14 protein-coding genes and 1 pseudogene are annotated in these 19,977 nt (G+C 73.4%); 7 read left to right on the plus strand and 8 right to left on the minus strand.

All coding sequences use genetic code 11. The features are described 5' to 3' along the window. The first annotated feature begins 264 nt into the window (after positions 1 to 264). Positions 265 to 741 (plus strand): excalibur calcium-binding protein, encoded by a 477-nt coding sequence (locus Saso_RS25690; protein ID WP_189924955.1) that lies wholly within the window; start codon positions 265 to 267, stop codon positions 739 to 741. 160 nt (positions 742 to 901) lie between these two features. On the opposite strand, the gene ppk2 is transcribed toward Saso_RS25690, so the two are convergent. Then, positions 902 to 1,864, minus strand: coding sequence for a polyphosphate kinase 2 (ppk2, locus tag Saso_RS25695; protein WP_189924953.1), 963 nt, complete (start codon positions 1,862 to 1,864; stop codon positions 902 to 904). A 323-nt stretch (positions 1,865 to 2,187) separates the two neighbouring features. Between ppk2 and Saso_RS25700 the strand changes: the two genes are divergently transcribed. Next, positions 2,188 to 4,464 carry a catalase gene (locus Saso_RS25700; RefSeq protein WP_189924951.1) on the plus strand — a complete coding sequence of 759 codons (2,277 nt, stop codon included), beginning with the start codon at positions 2,188 to 2,190 and terminating at the stop codon, positions 4,462 to 4,464. 89 nt (positions 4,465 to 4,553) lie between these two features. Next, a complete protein-coding gene (locus Saso_RS25705; protein WP_189924949.1) occupies positions 4,554 to 5,048 on the plus strand; it encodes an MSMEG_6728 family protein in 495 nt (164 codons plus the stop codon). 57 nt (positions 5,049 to 5,105) lie between these two features. Here the strand turns inward: Saso_RS25705 and Saso_RS25710 are convergent, their stop codons facing one another. From Saso_RS25710 to Saso_RS38950, 7 genes are all read right to left on the minus strand, one after another. Beyond that, on the minus strand, positions 5,106 to 6,788 hold the full coding sequence (locus tag Saso_RS25710; protein ID WP_189924948.1) for a RecQ family ATP-dependent DNA helicase: 1,683 nt from the start codon (positions 6,786 to 6,788) through the stop codon (positions 5,106 to 5,108). 75 nt (positions 6,789 to 6,863) lie between these two features. After that, positions 6,864 to 8,075, minus strand: coding sequence for an SGNH/GDSL hydrolase family protein (locus Saso_RS25715; protein WP_189924946.1), 1,212 nt, complete (start codon positions 8,073 to 8,075; stop codon positions 6,864 to 6,866). Then, positions 8,072 to 10,435 (minus strand): glycosyl hydrolase family 95 catalytic domain-containing protein, encoded by a 2,364-nt coding sequence (locus Saso_RS25720; RefSeq protein WP_189924943.1) that lies wholly within the window; start codon positions 10,433 to 10,435, stop codon positions 8,072 to 8,074. Before Saso_RS25720 ends, Saso_RS25715 begins: the two co-directional genes overlap by 4 nt. Positions 10,436 to 10,494: 59 nt before the next feature. Continuing rightward, positions 10,495 to 12,339, minus strand: a complete 1,845-nt coding sequence (locus Saso_RS25725; RefSeq protein WP_189924941.1) for an alpha-galactosidase D — start codon at positions 12,337 to 12,339, stop codon at positions 10,495 to 10,497. Positions 12,340 to 12,429: 90 nt separating this feature from the next. Then, on the minus strand, positions 12,430 to 13,629 hold the full coding sequence (locus tag Saso_RS25730) for an ROK family transcriptional regulator (protein ID WP_189924939.1): 1,200 nt from the start codon (positions 13,627 to 13,629) through the stop codon (positions 12,430 to 12,432). Between the two features lie 486 nt (positions 13,630 to 14,115). Beyond that, complete coding sequence (locus Saso_RS25735) at positions 14,116 to 14,259, minus strand: hypothetical protein (protein ID WP_189924937.1); 144 nt, start codon at positions 14,257 to 14,259, stop codon at positions 14,116 to 14,118. Between the two features lie 135 nt (positions 14,260 to 14,394). Then, positions 14,395 to 15,003 (minus strand): hypothetical protein, encoded by a 609-nt coding sequence (locus tag Saso_RS38950; protein ID WP_307822251.1) that lies wholly within the window; start codon positions 15,001 to 15,003, stop codon positions 14,395 to 14,397. A gap of 550 nt (positions 15,004 to 15,553) precedes the next feature. On the opposite strand from Saso_RS38950, the gene Saso_RS25745 reads away from it, so the two are divergent. The 4 genes and pseudogenes from Saso_RS25745 to Saso_RS25760 all read left to right on the plus strand — a co-directional run bounded on the left by Saso_RS25745 (position 15,554) and on the right by Saso_RS25760 (position 19,963). Next, on the plus strand, positions 15,554 to 16,648 hold the full coding sequence (locus Saso_RS25745) for a YihY/virulence factor BrkB family protein (RefSeq protein ID WP_189924935.1): 1,095 nt from the start codon (positions 15,554 to 15,556) through the stop codon (positions 16,646 to 16,648). A 131-nt stretch (positions 16,649 to 16,779) separates the two neighbouring features. Beyond that, positions 16,780 to 17,292 carry an SRPBCC family protein gene (locus Saso_RS25750; RefSeq protein ID WP_189924933.1) on the plus strand — a complete coding sequence of 171 codons (513 nt, stop codon included), beginning with the start codon at positions 16,780 to 16,782 and terminating at the stop codon, positions 17,290 to 17,292. Beyond that, positions 17,285 to 18,917, plus strand: a pseudogene (locus Saso_RS25755) (phytoene desaturase family protein). Before Saso_RS25750 ends, Saso_RS25755 begins: the two are co-directional and overlap by 8 nt. A gap of 140 nt (positions 18,918 to 19,057) precedes the next feature. Next, positions 19,058 to 19,963: an SDR family oxidoreductase gene (locus tag Saso_RS25760; RefSeq protein WP_189925065.1), complete on the plus strand. Its 906-nt coding sequence runs from the start codon at positions 19,058 to 19,060 to the stop codon at positions 19,961 to 19,963. Positions 19,964 to 19,977: the final 14 nt, after the last annotated feature.

Genomic DNA, 19,977 nt, shown 5'->3' on the forward strand with positions numbered 1-19,977 from the left:
CCGCTCGTGCAGCTTGTTGATCGGCAGGACGACGAGGAGGTACAGGACACACGCGATCAGCAGTATGAAACTGCGGGACCCGTCCAGCAGATCCTTCACGGTGCACTCCACTTCCCTCTGCTGTCGGCTCCGGGGACGTCTTGCCGCGTCGGCGCCGGACGGGCTGCCGCGGGCCGGTCCACCCGGATGGCCCCTCGCCTCGCGCGACGGCGTGCGTCGTTGCCTAGCGTCGAGGTGACGGCCCCCGGCCGGGAGGAGACGCCCATGCCACACCGCGCCATCGTCACGGGCATAGCCGTGACCACGCTGACCTTCGCTCCGCTGATATGCGCTCCGCTGATCGCGGCGGCCCACGCGCAGGACCTCAACTGCCGCGACTTCCGCTACCAGGAGGACGCCCAGGCGGTGTTCGACCAGGACCGCAGCGACCCCAACCGGCTCGACGAGGACCAGGGCCGTGACGACGGGATCGCCTGCGAAGCACTGCCCCGCAGGTCGGCCGCCACGCTCGCGCCGGCCACCAGCATTCCCGCGCCGGTGCCGACCACCCCGGCCACGAGCGTTCCCGCGCCGGTCCCGAGCAGCCCGACCGCCCTGCCCAGCCTCGGGGTGCGCGGAGGCGTCGGCGGCGCGTCGACCGCGGGACCCACCCGCTGGGACGTCGCCATCGGCGCCGCCCTGACGAGCGCCGGTGTGCTCGCCGCCGCCGGTTGCGTACGACGGCGCCGCCGCCGCGTCTGACCCGCCCGCCCCGGGACCGCCCCTGCCGCCGAAGGCACGGGCGGCGCGGTGCGTCGGGGTCCGGGGGCGGTCCAGGGAGGTCGCGCCAGGGGGCGGCCCTGGGAGGGCGGTCCAGGGGGCGGCCCCGCGCCCGGTGTCGGACCGGCGGAGCCACCCCGTGTCAGAGCGGCGGTTCGGGATGCTTGCCGGGGCCCTCGGCCCGGTGGGCCAGCGGGGTGGGCGACAGGACCGTGTCCTCCTCGCCGGGCTCCAGCAGGGTGGCGGCGGCGCCGACGACCAGGGGGTCGGGACTGCCGACGGCTTCGGCGTCCTTGGCCTCGTATTCGACGCGGTGGAGCAGGCTGCGCATGGCCTCCAGCCGGCCCCGCCGCTTGTCGTTGGTCTTGACCACCGTCCAGGGGGCGTGCGCGGTGTCGGTGGAGCGGAACATCTCGACCTTGGCGGTCGTGTAGTCGTCCCAGCGGTCGAGGGAGTCGAGGTCGGTGGGTGAGAGCTTCCACTGGCGCACGGGGTCCACCTGACGGATCGCGAACCGTGTCCGCTGCTCGGCGCGGGACACCGAGAACCAGAACTTCACCAGGATGACGCCGTCCTCGACCAGCATCTCCTCGAAGAGCGGGCACTGCTTGAGGAACAGCTCGTACTGGCGCGGGGTGCAGAAGCCCATCACGCGCTCGACTCCGGCCCGGTTGTACCAGGAGCGGTCGAAGAAGACGATCTCCCCCGGCGCCGGGAGATGGTCGACGTACCGCTGGAAGTACCACTGGCCCTTCTCCCGGTCCGTGGGCTTGCCGAGGGCCACGATCTTGGCGCCCCGGGGGTTCAGGCGTTCGGTGAACCGCTGGATGGTGCCGCCCTTGCCCGCCGCGTCGCGGCCCTCGCAGATCACCACGAGGCGCGAGCCGGTGTCGGCGACCCAGCGCTGGAGCTTGAGCAGTTCGATCTGGAGGACGCGTTTGGTGCGGTCGTACTCCCTGCGGCTCACCTTGCGGTCGTAGGGGTAGTTCTCCCGCCACGTCGTGATCGGCCGCCGGGCGCCGTCGAGCAGTACCGGCTGCTCGGGCCTGCGGTCGTCCACCGTCAGCCCGTCGAGCAGCCGGGTCTCGGCCTCGTCACGGTCCATGGGTTCCGCGCCTCCTAGGAATGCATCGCTCGCGACTGCTGGGTTCCCTCCCGGTGCCCGTCCCCAGGGCTCCGACACCCGGGCCCGCCGACGGTCCGCGGCATCGGCCGGCCGCACCGGGGCGGCACCGCCGCACCGGCCGAGGAGCTGCCGGAAAGCCGTTTGACCCGGCCCGTCACGGAAACCCCGGTGGTCGAGCGAAGTGCCGCCACGGGTTCACCCCGTCGGCGCGTGCCCGGCGCACGGCCCTCCAGGTCGTGAGAGCGTGGCGCACCCAATGGCTTTTCGACCATTTTCTGTGTAAATCGGAGGACTGTCATCCCATGAGCGAAAGCAACCCCCTCAAGCGGGCGGCCCAGAAGATCAGCGACAGCCTCCAGGGCGGCGACGCGGCACCGGAGGAAGGGATCCCGGGCAAGCCGGGCCCCGAGTCCCCGTCCCTCGCGGAACCGACCGAGCCGCGCGAGCCGCTGCCGCCGAAGCCGGACCAGAGCGGCCCCGACACCGTGTCGCCGACCGGGCAGCCGACCGGCGCCGACCAGGCGCGTGCGGCCCAGTCCGGCGCCTGGCTGACGACGGCCCAGGGCACCCGGCTCCCGGACACCGACCACTCGCTCAAGGCGGGGCCCCGGGGGCCGGTGCTGCTCCAGGACCACCATCTGCGCGAGAAGGTCATGCACTTCGACCACGAGCGCATCCCGGAGCGCGTGGTCCACGCCCGGGGCGCGGCCGCGCACGGTGTGTTCCAGAGCTACGGCACGGCGTCCACGGTGACGAAGGCGGCCTTCCTGTCCGAGGACGAGGAGACTCCGGTGTTCGTGCGCTTCTCCACGGTGCTCGGCTCGCGGGGGTCCTCCGACACCGTGCGCGACACCCGCGGATTCGCGACGAAGTTCTACACCAGCGAGGGCGTCTTCGACCTGGTGGGGAACAACATGCCCGTCTTCTTCATCCAGGACGCCATCAAGTTCCCCGACGTCATCCACGCGGGCAAGCCGCATCCCGACCGGGAGATCCCGCAGGCGCAGAGCGCGCACGACAGCTTCTGGGACTTCGTCACCCTGCACACCGAGGCGACCCACCACACCCTGTGGAACATGTCCGACCGGGGCATCCCGCGCTCGTACCGGACCATGGAGGGCTTCGGCGTCCACACGTTCCGGCTGGTCGACGCCGCGGGCGGGACCACCCTGGTGAAGTTCCACTGGAAGCCGAAGCTGGGCGTGCACTCGCTGGTCTGGGAGGAGGCGCAGATCATCAACGGCGTGGACCCCGACTTCCACCGCCGCGACCTCGCGGACGCCATCGAGGCGGGCGCGTACCCGCAGTGGGAGCTGGGCATCCAGACGTTCCCCGACACCCCGGACCAGATGTTCGAGGGCATCGATCTGCTCGACCCGACCAACCTCGTGCCCGAGGAGCTGGCGCCCGTGCAGCCCGTCGGGCTGCTCACCCTGAACCGCAACCCGTCGAACTTCTTCGCCGAGACCGAGCAGGTCGCCTTCCACGTGGGCCACCTCGTCCCGGGCGTCGACGTCACCGACGACCCGCTGCTCGCGGGGCGGCTGTTCTCCTACCTCGACACCCAGATCACCCGGCTCGGCGGCCCCAACTTCCCGCAGCTGCCCATCAACCGCCCGCACGCCCCGGTCAACGACATGCTGCGGGACGGCCTCCACCAGACGGCCGTCCACCGGGGCGTCGCCCCCTACCGGCCCAACTCCCTGGACGGCGGCTGCCCGTTCACCGCGGGCACGGACAACGGCGCGTTCGTCGAGGCGCCGGTGCGGGTGCCGGAGAGCAGCAAGGTGCGGGAGGCGCCCGAGTCGTTCGCCGACCACTTCGGCCAGGCCCGCCGGTTCTGGCTCAGCATGTCCCCGGTGGAGCGCGAGCACATCATCGGCGCCTACAGCTTCGAACTCGGCAAATGCTACGAACAGGCCGTCAAGGAGCGGGCGTTGCAGGTGCTGGCGAACATCGACCCGGAACTGTGCGGCGAGGTGGCGACCGGCCTCGGACTGCCCGCGCCCGCACCGACCGTCCCCCTGGCCGACGTCGAGCCCAGTCCCGCCCTGTCGCAAATCGGCCGCACCTGGCCGACGGACGGACGCGTCATCGGCATCGTCGTGGGCCCGGACGGCGATCTGGACGGCGTCCGCGCCGTGCGCGAGGCGGTCCTGGAGGCCGGGATGGTGCCGCTGGTCGTCGCCCCCTCAGGTGGCGTCCTCGGCTCCGGGGACGGGGCGGTGACGGTACAGCGGACCTACGCCACCGCGCGTTCCGTCGAGTTCGACGCGCTGCTGCTCGCCGGACTGCCCGGGGTGGGCGGCGACGCGTACGGCGCCCGGGACGCCAAGGCGTTCCCCGCCGCCGGGCACCAGCTCACCGGCGACCCCCGTGTCACGCTGCTGCTGTCCGAGGCGTTCCGGCACGGCAAGGCCGTGGGCGCCTGGGCGGGCGGCGAGGCCGTCCTCGAAGGGGCCGGTGTGCCCACGGCGGCCGCCGGTGTCGTCGTCGGCGACAGCGGCACGGCCACCCTGGAGCAACTGGTGCCCCTGCTGGGCACGCACCGGGTGTGGGACCGCTTCACCGCGGCCTGAACCGCCCGGACCGGCGGTGCGCGCCGGACACCGGCCCAACGGTGTCCGGCGCGCACCGCACCACCCCTTCCGCCCTCCGGGGGCCGACCATGCAGACCTTCCTGCCGTATCCGGACTTCACCGAGTCGGCCGCCGCACTGGACCCTCGCCGACTGGGCAAACAACGGGTCGAGGCACTCCAGGTGCTGCGGGGCCTGACGGTCGCCGGCTACGGATGGCGCCACCATCCGGCGGTGCGCATGTGGACCGGGTACGAGGAGGCGCTGGTGCGCTACGGCCTGGAGATCTGCGGTGTGTGGACGGCGACCGGCCGGGCGGACACCTGTGCCGCCTCGCTGACGACCGGCTTCACCGGGCAGGCCGCCGGCGTGCGCACGCAGGAGCGGCTCGCCGAGGCGGGGGAACTGCCGCCCTGGCTGGGCGACCCCGCGTTCCACCGCAGCCACCGGTCGGCGCTGCTGCGCAAGGACCCCGATTTCTACACGGCCCTCTTCCCCGGCGTGCCGGACGACCTGCCGTACGTCTGGCCCCCCTCCGACCGGGACACACCGGCGGCCGACCGGAGCATCCGGCGCACGGACTGAGTCCCGGACACCCTTTCCGCGGGCCGGCGTGCGGGACCCGGTCCGTGCGCCGGACCGTCAGGGCGGCGTCGAGGGGTCGTGCGGCGGTTCCAGCGCTTCGAGCAGACCGTCCTGTCCGGCCAGCGCGTCGAGGGACAGCGTGCGGTAACCCGCCTGGTCGAACAGCACGGTGATCCGGTCCCCGTCCACGCTCAGCACGGTCCCGTCGAGCCACTCGCCGTGCCGGACCTGGGTGCCGACCGGGTAGTCGGAGGCCGCCGGGTGGGCCGGGCGCCGCTCCTCGGGAGCGTCCCCGTCGGCCGACTCGCACACGTCGCAGCCCTCGCACGGCGGCCGGTACTCCTCCCCGAAGTAGCCGAGCAGGAAGCGTCTGCGGCAGGCCGTCGTCTCGGCGTAGGCGCGGACCATGTCCACGCGGGAGCGGTCGGTTCGGCGGTGTGCCTCGGCGGCCTCGACGGCGCGGTCCGCCGCGACGGCGGGTCCGGTGCCGGGAACGGGCCGCAGCCCGCCCCGCTCCCCCGCGACGACGGCGCCGGCCTCTTCGAGGAGGTTGACGGCGGCGGTGACCCGGTTGCGCGACAGCCCGGTCAGCTCACGCAGGGCGTCCAGGTCGGCGGGGTCGTCGCGGTGCGCGTGGATGGCGCCGGCGACCTCGGCCAGGACGTCGTGACCGGGTGTCCGGCCGGCGAACCACGTCTGTATGCCGGTGTCCTGCGGCCGGTGGTGCAGCACGGCGAGAGCCGGCTTGCCGTCCCTGCCGCCGCGGCCGATCTCCTGGTAGTAGGCGTCCAGCGAGCCCGGCAGGGCGGCGTGCAGCACGAAACGCACGTCCTCCTTGTCGATGCCCATGCCGAACGCCGAGGTGGCCACGACGACGTCGGCCTCGCCCGAGAGGAAGGCGTCGTGGATCCTGGCGCGCTCCGAGGCGCGCAGTCCGGCGTGGTAGGCCTCGGCGGCCAGTCCCAGGGAGGCGAGTTCCCCGGCGTAGAACTCGGTGTCCTTGCGGGTGGCGGCGTAGACGATGCCCGGCTTGGGTTCCGCGGCCGCCCGCTCGACCACGGCGCGGCGCCGGTCGTCGTCCTCCTGGAAGCGCCGGGCCTCCAGGCGGATGTTCGGGCGGTCGAAGCCGGCCACCGTCACGTCGGGATCGCGCATGCCGAGCCGTTCCACGATCTCCCGACGCACCGGCGGGGCCGCGGTCGCGGTCAGGGCGAGGACCGGTGGCCGTCCCAGGCGCCGCGCCGCCCGTCCGAGACGGAGGTAGTCGGGACGGAAGTCATGGCCCCAGGACGCGACGCACTGGGCCTCGTCCACCACGAAGAGCGCGGGAGCGGCCTGTGCGAGGCGCTCCACGACCTCGTCCTTGGCCAGCTGCTCCGGCGAGAGGTACACGAAGCGGACGTCGCCGCGGCCCACGGCCTCCCACGCCGCCTCCGTCTGCGCCGCCGTCAGGTCGGAGTTCAGGGCGACGCCGTCGGGCGCCCGCTCCCCCTGCGGCAGCCCGGCGATCTGGTCGCGTTGCAGGGCGAGCAGGGGCGAGACGACGAGGACGGGGCCGGACAGCAGCACGCCGGGGACCTGGTAGACGGCGGACTTGCCGGATCCGGTCGGCATCACCACGAGGGTGTCCCGGCCCCGCAGCACGGACTCCATCGCCGTGAGCTGTTCGGGCAGCAGGGTGTCCCAGCCGAACACCTCGGCCGCCGTCTCGCGCAGCCGTGCCGTCTGTCGTCGGGTCATGGGCGCTCCTTCCGTGTCCGTGAGCGCCCGGGTACCCCGCCGGGCCGTCGTCTCCCCACTCCTCTCCCCGCCCGGTCAGGCGCAGTCGAGGGCCTCGAGGTCCACCGCGTCGGCCATGGCCTGCATGCCCTTGTCATCGGGGTGCAGATGGTCGCCGCCGTCGAAGAAGGGCAGGATCCGCTCGTGGTCGTAGGGGCTGCGCAGGACACGGTCGAAGTCGGTGACGGCGTCGAACTCCCCGCTGTCCCTGATGAACGCGTTGACGTCCTGGCGCACGGACTCGGCGGCCGGATCCCACTCGGACCAGCCCTTGAACGGGGCAACGGTGGCCCCGACGACGCACCGGCCCGCCGCATGGGCGCGGCGCAGGATCTCCCGGTACCCGGCGATCATGTCCTGCGCGGTGACCCGGCTGTGGGCCTTGATGTCGTTCACCCCCTCGAAGAGGAACACCGTACGCACGCCGGGCTGTGTCAGCACGTCCCGCTCGAGGCGGTTCAGTGCGCTCTGTCCCGCTCCGTCCGCCAGGACCTTGTTGCCGGAGATCCCCTCGTTGGCGACGCCCTGGACCGCGGTGTCCGCCCGGCGCAGCCGGCGCGCCAGATAGTCGGGCCAGCGCCGGTCGAGGCCGGAGGTGGACTGCCAGCCGTCCGTGATGGAGTCGCCGAGCGCGGCCACGGCCCCCGTCGACGCGTCCGCGCGGACGGAGACGGAGTCGAGGTAGAACCAGGAGCCGGTCGTCGCGCTCCACGCGTCGGCGCCCTCCTCGGCGGTGTGGTCGCCCTGGGCGAGGTACGAGGTCTGCATGGCCATGCCGTGTCCGCTCGCCGGGCCGGCCGCGTCCGGTGAGTGCAGGCTGACCACGAGGTCGGTGGCGGCGGGCAGCCGGCCGGGCAGCGCGTCGCTGGTCACGGTGGTGCCGGCGGGTACGGTCACGGCGGGCGAGCCGCCGAAAAGGAGCCGTCGGTTGCTGCCGGGCACCAGGGCCGCGCCCTGCCGCCGGATGCCCGCCCGGACGCTGTCGAAGGTGACCGGCCGGTCGCCGAAGGCGTTCGTGAGCCGGATCCTGAGGTCGTCGCCGCCGACGCTGGTGCGCACGACGAGCCGGTAGGCGCGGTCCGCGACCCCGTCACCGAGGCGGTCGGCGGAGGCCGCCCAGGTGACGACGTCGTGCCGGGAGTCCGCCGCACGGGCGGCCGCCGGTGAGGGCCGCGGCACCACGAAGGCGAGCAGGACGGCGAGCGGGACGGCGACGAGCACACGGGCGGGCGGACGGCGGGGCGTCATCGGCCGAATTCCTTCAGCGTGACGGACCCGCCCGGCGGCACCGTCACCGTCCGGGACGTGCCGCCGTGGGCCACCGTCGTGGTGCCGCCGCCGGTGCTGCGCAACCGTACCGAGGTGGGCGTGCCGTCGCGCCAGCGCAGGTCGACGGTGAACCCGCCGCGCGCGGGCAGACCGCTGACGTGTCCGGCGGCGGCCCAGGCGCCGGGAAGGGCGGGCAGGAGTTCGAGCCGGCCGGGGCGGGAGTACAGGAGCATCTCCGTCATCGCCGCCGGGGTGCCGAAGTTGGCGTCGATCTGGAAGATGCCGCGCCCGGGTTCGACCTGGTAGATGTCGAACAGGTTGAAGGCGGTACCGTTGCCGCCGCCGGTCGACGGGCGCAGGTTGGCCGTGACCAGCTCGTACGCCTTCTCCGCGTGCTTCAGCCGGGCCCAGCACAGGGCGCGCCAGGCGTTCGCCCAGCCGAAGCTGTCCATGCCGCGCGCGGTGAGCAGGGCGGTGGCGCCGTCGACGGTCTCCTTCGGGGTGGAGCCGTCCGGACGGATACGGTCGCCGGGGAACAGGCCGACGAGCGGGGAGAGGTGCCGGTGGGTGGTCTCGCCCAGGTTGTCGGGCGACATCCACTCCTCGAGCCAGCCGGTCTTCGGGCTCACCCGCGGCAGGTACAGGCGGTCGCGCAGGGCGGCCACGGTGTCGGCGTACCCGGCGTCCCTGCCCAGTTCCTTCGCGGCCGTGCGGTAGTGGCCGAACAGCTCCCACACCAGTTCCTGGGCGTAGGTGATGCCCCGGGCGTCGAGCGGACCGTGCTCGGGGGACCAGTCGCTGTCGGCGACGAGGACCTCGCGGGTCTCCCCGGGAGGCGTCATGGGCAGCAGTCTTGCCTCCCAGAACTCGCAGGCGCCCTTCAGCAGCGGGTAGATCCTGGCCAGATGGGCGCGGGACCCGGTGAACTCGTAGTGTTCGAAGAGGGTGTTGGCCAGCCAGGCGTTGCCCGCGGGATGCCACCACCAGCCCATGCCGCCGTGCGGGTTGGTGGAGACGGCGACGGTCCAGCCGGCGTTCCTGCCGGTCGAGTTGCGGTAGCGGTTGCGCGGGTCGTCGAACAGCGCGCGAGTGAGGGCGGTCCAGGAGGGCAGCTGCGCCAGGCAGTAGTCGGTGAGGGCGTCGAAGCACGGGGACAGACCGGCGCGGTCGGCCATCCAGTAGTTCATCTGGAGGTTGATGTCGGTGTGGTAGTCGCCCATCCAGTCCGGGTCGTTGCCGTCGAGCCACAGACCCTGGAGGTTCAGGGGGAGGCTGCCGCGGGATCCCGAGATCATCAGGTAGCGGCCGAACTGGAGGTAGGAGGCTTCGAGTTCGGGATCGGGTGTCCGGTCGCGGGCGCGGGCGGCGAGCCTCTCCCAGGTGTCCAGGGAGCGCTGCCCGGCGGTCGACGTGCCGAGGGAGAGGTCCAGTCGACCGTAGAGGGCACGGTAGTCGGCGACATGGGTGCGCAACAGGGTGGCGACCGGGTGGGCGGCGGCCGCGCGGACCTTGGCGCGGGCGAGTTTCCCGGGGTCCACGGAGGGGTCGCGGTATTGCGTCCGGGGGTCCGGCGCGTAGTCGGTGCCGCCGCTGACGACCACGGTGAGGTCGGTGCAGCCGGAGAAGTCGATCCGCGCGCCGCGGACCCTGACCCGGCCGCCGCTGCCGTGCGCCCCGACGGCAGCCGCGTAGCGCAAACCGCCGGGGAAGGAGCCGACGAAGGACTCCGCGGTCCCGCCCTTCTCGCCGTGGGTGCCCTCCAGGGTCACCGACCCGGTGTACGCGCCGCCCCCGCTCTGGGTGAAGTGCATGACGATCACGTCGTCGGGCCGGCTCGCGAAGATCTGCCGCCGGTACGTCACTGCGGACCGCACGTAGGTGGTCGTGACCAGGGCCTGGGAGAGGTCGAGGGTGCGCCGGTATCCGTGGACGGCGGACAGGTCGTGGTCGGGGATGTCCACGGTGAGCCGGGCCAGCAGGGTGAACGAACCGAAGTCGTCGCGTCCGTAGGGGAACTGGCCGTCGGCGTCGAGCGTGTCGTTGAGCCCGCCGGTCCACAGGGTGGCGTCGGTGATGAGCAGGAGTTCGCGGCCCGGGTCGTTGCCCGCGAGGGCGCCGAGGCGGCCGTTGCCGACGGGCAGCCCCTGTTCGATCATGGAGTGGTCGTCGGCCGGGGCCCGCCACCACAGCAGGTGGCGCGAGGTGTCGGCGGTTCGCGGCACGGCGGCCGGTCGCGCCGGTGCGGCGGAGGCGGTGAAGGCGGGCAGGCCCGCGAGGGCGGCGGCGGTGAGACCGGCGAGGAGCGTGCGTCTGCCGGGATCGGCCGGGTGGGGGTGCATGGCGGCTCCGGAGGTCCGAGGTGCCGGGGGCCGGTCGCGACGCGGGCCCCCGAATGTCGTCAGGAGGTCTTCGGTACGTCGATCCGGTCGATGTCCGGCGCGTAGCCCGAACCGCTGTCGAAGGTCACGGTGTTGACGCCCGCCTTCAGCGTCACCGGTACGTGGACGCGTCCGACGGTCCCCCAGTCGCCGGTGGCGGGGAACGTGTGGCGGGTGGCGCCGCCGCCGTTGGCGACGACATCGGCGGAGCGTGCGTCGCCGCTGATGTAGGCGACCTCGATCTGGTAGGTGCCGGCCCGCTCGACGACGACATCGGTGAAGGTCAGCCTGCCGCCGAGGTAGAGGTTGCCGACCTTGCGGCCGCCGGAGCAGGCCGGGCAGTCGGCGACGGACGCGTTCCCGGCGAGCTCGTTGTCCTGGGCCTCGGCCTCGTGGGCGGTCCGCTCCAGGGTGCGGCCGTGCGGGGTGACGGTGAACAGGCGGGAGCCGTGGGCGGGCAGCGCCTCGGTGATCCTGTTGCGATGGGTGCCGAGGTTCTCGTGGTTCCACAGGTCACGGACGGCCGCCTTGCCGGTGAAGCCGAGGGTCGCCCAGTCGGCGCTCACGGAGGCGGGGGCGTCGGCCAGGTTGAACAGGGCGACGGTGTAGGTGCCGTCGGGGTTCTTCGCCGCCCACACCCGCTGCGGGTCGGAGGCGGTGACGGGGTGCGCGGGCGGCGCGTCGCCCTGGTTGACGGCGATGACCTCGCGGTTGGTCAGCAGCGACAGCCCGTAGGAGTCCAGGCGGGTCAGGTCGTCGCCGGTGTAGAGCGGCGACTTGGCGATGGCCCACAGGGTGGCGTAGGTCTGCCGCTCGGCCTTGGTGAGGCCGTCCATCGCGCCGTTGCCGACGTCGAGGGAGTCCAGGTCGTTCCAGCCGCCGGGGCCGGCGTGCCGGGTCCAGGCCGGGGTGTCGTCGAAGCGGTCGTCGACGGAGTTCTCCCAGGAGACCAGGGTGTTGCAGTAGCACTCGACGTCGGTGTCGATGCGCCAGCCGTCGGAGTACTTCTTCCAGTCGGCGGCGTGCCCGATGTCGAGGGACCAGGACACCTCCAGGTGGATAGGACGTCCGGTGGCGGCGATCGCCTTCCGCCAGGCGGCGACGTCGGCAACGTTGTCGTAGTTGTCGCCGCTCTTGGAGGAACCAGGTCCGACGCCGTCCAGCTTCAGGAAGTCGTAGCCCCAGTCGGCGAACATACGGGCCTGGGAGTCGATGTACTTCTGGGCGCACGGATCAGAGAAGTCGATCTTGTAAGCGCTGTCCCAGCCGTTGGTGGTGCGCAGATCGCCGTACACGAGGTCGGCGGTGGTACAGCCGTCGGCGTTCCAGACCGGCGCTCTGCCGTCGGCGTACGCCTCCTTCTCGAGGCCGACCGGCAGGTAGATCCCGGCCTTGAGCCCCTTCCCGTGGATGTGGTCGGAGACGGCCTTCATGCCCCGGGGGAAGCGCTGCGGGTCGGCCGCCTGCCGTGCGTACCGGTCGAACCGCGGTGTCCAGGCCTTGTCCCGCCACCACCCGGCGTCGATGTTGATGTATTCGTAGCCGTACTTCTTCAGCTTCGCGGCCAGGGCGTCGGTCTGCTTCAGGACGTTGGCCTCGGTGAGGTAGCTGTAGTCGCCGTCCGGGTTGAGGCCGGGGTACTTGGAGGACTGCATGCTCCAACTCGACCAGCCCATGAACGGCTTGGCGGCCGGAGCGGACGCGGGAGCCGCAGCGGTGATTCCGGCGGCCTCCGGGCGGGCGGCCGCGGCCCGGGCGGTGGGGGTGACGGTCGGAGTCACGCCGGCGGCGCCCAGGGCGAGTGCCAGGACGACGACGGCACGCCCGGCGCGCGCGGGCATGGCGGGGTACGAGGATGACCGCATGGGTCTGACCTCCTGGGGTGGGGTAGGAGGGGTGGGAGGTTTTGGAGGTACGGGGGGGGCGTTCAGGGGTGGTTCGTCCGGAGGCGGTGCCTACGGTCGGTTCGGCTCGGTGATGAAGGACTGGATCGCGGTGGCCGCCGCGCCGCGCGCCCACTCCTCGAAGGGCAGAGGGCGGGTCTCGAGTTCGCACCGCGCGGCGGAGCCGAACGCGGCGGCGGCGAAGGCGCTGCGGATCTGGTCGGCGAACAGGTCGTACGCGGCAAGGCCCTCACCGGAGATGACGACGCGTTCGGGGCCGAGCAGATTCGCCACGGTGGCGATGCCGCGGCCGATCGCCTCCCCCGCCCGGGAGTACGCCTCGCGGGCGTGGGCGTCGCCGGCGCGGGCGAGTGCGACGGCCTCGTCGATGCTGTCCGCCTCCGCGCCGCCGGCTTCCCGGATCCGGGCGAGGATCGCCGGGTCGGCGGCGATCGCCTCGACGCAGCCCCGGTTGCCGCAGTGACAGGGCGGACCGTTCGGGTCGACGGTGACGTGACCGATCTCGCCGGCCACGCCGTGCGCTCCGGCGACCACCTCGCCGTGCACCACGAGGCCGCAGCCCACACCGGCGCCGACGGTCACGACGGCGAAGTCCGACAGGCCCACTCCGGCGCCGAACCACTGCTCGGCGACGGTGAGGGCGCGTACGTCGTTGTCGACGGTGGCGGGCAGACCCGTGACGGCGGTGGCCAGTTCGGCGAGCGGGACCTCGCGCCACTCCAGGAACGGTGAGTAGCGCACGACGCCCTCGGCGCGGTCCACGTCCCCGGAGACGGCGATCCCCAGGCCCACCACGCGCACGCCGTACCCGTCCGCCTCGGTGAGCAACTCCCGCACCATTTCGGCGGTCGAGGCCAGGACCGCCTTGGGAACGCGGTCGGACAGCGGTGCGTGCCGCGCGAGCAGGGTCCGGCAGCGGAGGTCCGTGAGGACACCGAAGACCTGGTCGCCGGTGAGCTTGAGCCCGAGGAACAGCGCGCGGCCGCCGTCGACCCGGACCAGGTTCGCGGGCCGTCCGAGCGCCGGGCGGGCCTCCGTGTCGGCGTCCTCGACCAGGTATCCCGCCTCGATGAGGGGCCGGACCGCCTTGGTGACGGCCGCCGCCGACAGGCCGGCCCGGCGGGCCAGTTCGAGCCGGGTGAGCGGCCCTTGGGACAGGACGGTGGTGAAGATCTGGGCGGCGGCGGGGGTTCCGGCGGGGAACGTCTCGGCGGTGGACGCGGCGGAGGACGGGGCGGAGGACGAGGCCATGCCCGGAACCTAGGGCTCTTATTTTCCGCTGTCAATGAAAGAAGCAGGAATCGCCTGAAGGTCTGCTGTGAGCCGCGTCAGCCCTGCGAAGTACCTGCGGTACGGCGGCATTTGGGGCCTATCCGTTACCCGCGGCGTCGAGGAGGGCCCGTCGGCCGGACCGCGCGCCGCCGGTCACCCGGCGAGCGTCCGGGATGTCGACGCTCCGAGACCGGCGCGGAAGATCCGCCCCGCACCCGGCGCGCCCGGGCCCGGAACCACCTGCCGGTCGCCCCGGGTCGAGTCTCGCGTTCGACACCCCAGGCCTGGCGCGCCAGGTGGCGCCTCGCACCTTCGGTGCCCCAGGCAGGGTGCACCAGTTGGCGTCTCGCGCGATCGGCACCGGGTGTCGGGTGCGCCGAATCGGGCTTCACGCATGCGCGGTCCTGCGTCGGGTGTCGTCGCCCCTGGTGCCCTCCCCCGGCGCCCGGCCGCCGGGGCCCGCGCTCAGCGGCGCGTGCGCAGGCGGGCCAGCAGGCCCCGGGCCTGGGCGCGGCGGCGCGGATCGGCCGCCGCACGCCGTGCCTGTTCCATCGTGCGCTGCCCCTGCGGGCTCCTGGCGAACTCCTTGATGCGCTGGATGACGCTCATCGCTCTCCTCCCACCACCGGTCGGCGTCCGGCTCCGCCGTTGGTCCGTGCTGTCTCTGCCGACCGTCCGGCTACCCCGGAACAGTCCGTTCAGACCGGTGGGCCGACGGCCCGCACGAGCGCCGCGCGGCCAGGCTCACGCCGCGCGTCCCCTCGCCGCCTGCGGACGCACCGGCGTGACGGCCGCCGAACGGGCGCCCGCCGCCTGCGGACGTGCCGAACGCACCCGGTACGTCGTCTTCGTGGGGTCCGTGACCGGCTCGCCCAGGGTGATCCGTCCCGCCGCGTACAGCTCGTCGCACCGGGCGGTCGGCAGGGCGGCGTAACAGCCTCCCCGGCCGCTGCTCGCGTCCAGCGGCCGCCAGTAGCTGTAGACGCGGCGGCCGCTCGCGTACTCGGTGACGAAGACCGGCGTGCGCGGATCGGAGACGATGCGCAGCACGTCGGTCCCGGCACGACCGTCGGGCGATACGGCGGGCCGGGAGGACGAACGGGCCGGGCGCGGCGACGGGGCCGGCCGCACGGGGGCGGCCGCGGGGACGTCGTCGGGAGAGCCCGGACGGCGGCGCCCCTGACGCACGCTCTCCTCGCGCCCTTCCCCGAGCGGGCCGCGGGGGCTCGGCACGCCGGCGGCCAGGGCGCCCGTACCCGCCGCGCCGAGCAGGGCCTCGTAGACGCGCTGCCGACGATGGACGTCGGAACGTACGTCGAGGACCTGCGGCTGGACGGCGGTGGACGGCATCATCGGTGACCTTTCCTCGGCGCGGACATGAGACCGACTACCCGGCAGAGGCGAAGTTGATCTCATGTGAGGCATCCTTCATCAAGGCACTGACATCTCACCGTGTGTCACGGGCGTCCGGCCGTCCGCTCCGGAGGCCCGCACGGGCCGGTGATCACGGCTCGACGCGGGGTGGGCGGAGCGGCAGGACAGAAGTGATCCAGGCAGGCCGGCGGGCTCCGCGCTGTTGCGGGGAGCGGCGTTCGGTCGCAACGCCGGGCGGGGCGGCGCTGTGCGCCCGCCCGCGAGCGGGGCATGGACGCGGACGGACCGGGGAAGAGCCTGCTAGACCTCCCCAGGCGTCACCGCCCTTCCCCGGTCGGCAGGCAACTGCTACCCGCATGTCGGGGGCGTATGCGCGCGTGATCCACGAGTGACTGTGACCCGTCACACGCCACTCCGCCCCTTTCGGTATCGATCGAAATACAAAGGGCGATTGTTCCGATTGGGGAGCCAAGTACCAGTAATTCCGTAAAAGACGTATAGGCCGAGTTCGGTCGGATACTCGTTCCCCATGGTGAGGACACTGAAGGGGCACGGACGGCACGGTGGCCGCGCCGCAGACGACCGCGACGCCCCGAACGACGAAGGTATGCGCGGCGGCAACGGCACCGCCCGGGATCCGGCCGCCGCGGGACCGGACGAGCGGGTCGAGCGGCGGGCCCCGGACAGCCCGACCGACCTGCCCGAGCGCTCCTGGAAGGCGGTGCTGAAAGGCACCCTCAAGGAGTTCAAGAGGGACGAGCTGACCGACCGGGCCGCGGCCCTGACGTACTACGGGATCCTGGCGCTGTTCCCCGCCATGCTCGCGCTCGTGTCGCTGCTGGGCATCGTCGGCGAGTCGGCCACGCAGAAGGTGCTGGACAACATCCAGAAGCTCGCGCCGGGTCCCGCCCAGGACGTGCTGACCAGCGCGGTGAAGCAGATGCAGGGCAACGGCGGACTGGGTTCGCTCATGGCCGTCGTGGGTCTGGTGCTCGCGGTGTGGTCGGCCTCCGGTTACGTCGCCGCGTTCATCCGCAGCGCCAACGCCGTGTACGACATCCCCGAAGGCCGTCCGGTGTGGAAGGTGCTGCCGGTGCGGGTCGGCGTGACGGTGGTCCTCATGGTGATGGCCGTGATCAGCGCGCTGATCGTGGTGTTCACCGGCGGACTCGCACGGCAGGCGGGCACGGCGCTCGGGGTCGGCGACGCGGGACTCACGGCGTGGTCGATCGCCAAGTGGCCGGTGCTGGTGATCCTGGTGACCGTCATGATCGCGCTCCTGTACTGGGCCACCCCGAACGCCCGGGTCCGCGGCTTCCGCTGGGTCACCCCGGGCAGCTTCCTGGCCCTGCTGATCTGGGTGGTCGCCTCCGCCGGGTTCGCCCTCTACGTGGCCAACTTCGGCTCGTACAACAAGACCTACGGGGCGCTCGCGGGAGTGATCGTCTTCCTGGTGTGGCTGTGGATCACCAACCTGGCCATCCTGCTGGGCCTGGAGTTCGACGCGGAGCTGGTGCGCCAGCGCGCCGTCGCGGGGGGTCACCCCGCCGACGAGGAGCCGTACGTCCAGCCGCGCGACACGCGCGCGTGGGACGAGGAGGACCGCCGGCGCCTCGGCACCTGACGCGCAGGAGCGAGCGGCGGGGTGGCTGCGCCGCGCACCCGGACCGCTCGGGGCATCGGGCGCGACGCGGTTGACCACCGGCCACAGGGGAACTCGGCGCGACACGTCTCAGGGACTGCGGGAGGTACACGGTGGCGGTGCGGCATCGGTTGATCAAGGCGAGCCCGCGGACGGTGTGGTCCGTCCTGGCCGACGGCGACCGTTACGCGGAGTGGGTGGTGGGCCCGTCGTCGTCGCAGCAGCGGGAGGGAGACTGGCCGGAGGTCGACTCCACGATCGCGTACGAGATCCGGATCGGCCCGCTCAGTCTCACCAACAACACCGTCGTCCGCCGCTGCCAGGAGCCGGACCTCCTGGAGCTGGAGGCACGGGCCGGGGTGCTCGGCACGGCACGGATCGCGTTCGAGCTGCGGCCGTGGGGCCGCCGGGACTGTCTGGTGATCCTGGACGAGCATCCGCTCCGGGGCGTCGGCGGGATGCTGCACAACGCGGGCGTCGAGGTGATCACACAGATCCGCCACCGCGCCCTGCTCGCCCGGCTCGCGAAGGTCTGCGAGTCCGAGGACGGCGCCGCGCGGGACGGCGGCGCACGCGAGGCGCCCGCGGCCGGGCCGCGGCCGGCCGGAGGCGGCGCCCATGCCTGACGCGGTGGTGATCGGGGCCGGCCCCAACGGGCTGGTGGCGGCGAACCTGCTGGCCGACGCGGGCTGGAGCGTGGAGGTCCTGGAGGAGCAGCCCGAGCCCGGGGGCGCGGTACGGCACGACAGGTCCGTGGACCCCGAGTTCGTCAACGACCTCTTCAGCTCCTTCTACCCGCTGGCCGTGTCCTCCCCGGTCCTGTCCGGACTGCGTCTGCACGAGCACGGACTGCGCTGGAGCCACGCGCCGAGCGTCCTGGCGCACCCGCTCACCGACGGCGGCTGCGCGGTCCTCGACCGCAGGATCGACGTGACCGCCGACTCCCTCGACGCCTTCCACACCGGGGACGGGGCCGCATGGCGCCGGCTGCACGAGGTGTGGGACCAGCTCCGCCCGGGCATCCTCGACGCGCTGTTCACCCCCTTCCCGCCGGTACGGGCCACGGCCCGGCTGGCGGCCCGGCTGCGCACCGCCGGGGGCCTGCGCATGGCCCGGACCCTGGTCCTGCCGGTACGGCGGCTCGGCGAGGAGGAGTTCCGCGGCGAGGGCGGCCGGCTGCTCCTGGCCGGCAACGCGCTGCACGCCGATCTCGCGCCGGAGGCCGCGGGCAGCGGCGGCTTCGGCTGGCTGATGTCCATGCTCGGCCAGTCCTACGGCTTCCCGGTGCCCGCGGGCGGCTCCGGGGCGCTCACCGAAGCACTGGTACGGCGGCTGCGGTCCCGCGGCGGCACCCTGCGCTGCGGGAGGCGGGTCGACCGGATCGTCGTCCGTGACGGACGGGCCGTCGGGGTGCGCACCACGGACGGGGAACTGCTCGCCGGGCACCGGGCCGTCCTGGCGGACGTGTCCGTCCCCGCCCTGTACGGGGCCCTGCTGGAGCCGGAACACCTGCCGCCGCAGGTCCTGGCCGACCTGGAACGCTTCCAGTGGGACTTCGCGACCTTCAAGGTCGACTGGGCCCTCGACGGAAAGGTGCCCTGGCAGGCACCCGCGGCGCACCGGGCCGGAACCGTGCATCTGGCCGACGGCATGGACGAGCTCACCCGGTTCGCGTCCCAGATCGCCGTGCACCAGGTCCCGGACCGCCCCTTCGCGCTGTTCGGCCAGATGACGACGTCCGACCCCGGCCGCTCCCCCGCGGGCACCGAGTCCGCCTGGGCCTACACCCACGTTCCCCAGCGGGTCGACGGCGACGCCGGCGACGAGGGACTCACCGGCCGCTGGGACGCGAGCGAGCAGGAGCGGATGGCGGACCGGGTCGAGCGCCAGGTCGAGCGCTTCGCCCCCGGCTTCCGGTCCCTGATCCGCGCCCGCCGCATCCTCGCCCCGCCCACCCCTCCAGTCCCTCGACGCCAACCTGCACGGCGGCGCGATCAACGGCGGCACGGCCGCGCTGCACCAGCAGCTCTTCTTCCGGCCCCTGCCCGGCAGCGGGCGCCCGGAGACCCCCGTACGCGGACTGTTCCTCGCCTCGGCCGGCGCGCACCCCGGCGGTGGCGTCCACGGCGCCCCGGGCGCGAACGCCGCACGCGCCGCCCTGCGGCGCCACCGTCCGACCGGCGGGACCTACATGCAGCGCGTCCTCGCCCGCCGGGACCGCACGGGCGCGAGGAAGCCGTCCGCCGGCTGAGGGGCCCCTCCCCGGAGGGCCGGAGCCCCGCCTTCGACGGCCGCTGAGACGCCAGGACGGCGACGGAACGCCAGGACCGCCGCGGACCGCCACGGAGCAACCGTGGAGCGTCCGTGGACCGCCGAGGAACGGAGCAGGCCGTGCAGGACAGCCCTCTCGAGGACCGCACCGTCGTGGTGACGGGAGCCGCGCGCGGAGTGGGGGCGGCACAGGCGCGGGAGCTCGCGCGCCGCGGGGCGCGGCTGGCGCTGGTCGGCCACGAGCCGGTGGCCCTGGCGTCCGTTGCCTCGTCGCTGCCGACTCCCGCGCTGGTGGTCGAGGCCGACGTCACCGACCGTGCGGCACTGGAGACGGCGGCCGAGGCGGTCCGCGCACGGCTGGGGCCGCCGTCGGTCGTCGTCGCCAACGCCGGGATCGCGCAGGGCGGCCCGTTCGCCCTGGCCGACATGGACTCCTGGCGGCGGGTGGTCGACGTCAACGTCACGGGCAGCGCCCTGACGGCACGCGCCTTCCTGCCGGACCTCGTGGAGACGGCGGGCTACTACCTCCAGATCGCCTCGCTGGCCTCGCTCGCGGCGGCTCCCCTGATGAGCGCCTACTGCGCCTCCAAGGCCGGCGTGGAGGCCTTCGCGCACGCACTGCGGGCCGAGGTGGCGCACCAGGGCGTGGCCGTCGGCATCGCCTACCTGAACTGGACCGACACCGAGATGATCCGGGACGTCGACCGGTACCCGATGCTGCGCGAGCTGCGCGCCCGGATGCCGCCGCCGCTGCGGAACGTGCTGTCGCCCGATCACGTGGCCGCCCGCCTGGCCACCGCCGTGGAACGCCGTCGCACCGCCGTCTACGTGCCCGCCTCGCTGCGACTGGTGCAGGCGTCGCGCGCGGCGGTCCCGTCGGTGGTCGTGCGCAGGAGCCGGCGGGTCCTGCCCCGCCTGGAGGCCGCGGGCCGGCTGCGGCCGACCGGCCTGCTGGGCGCCGGCGGCCGGGCCGACGACGCGGCGACGGCAGCGGCGCGACGGAACACTTCACCGGGCGGCGGCTGAACGATCTCCCGGCA

The sequence above is a fragment of the Streptomyces asoensis genome (assembly GCF_016860545.1).
Lineage (GTDB): Bacteria > Actinomycetota > Actinomycetes > Streptomycetales > Streptomycetaceae > Streptomyces > Streptomyces asoensis.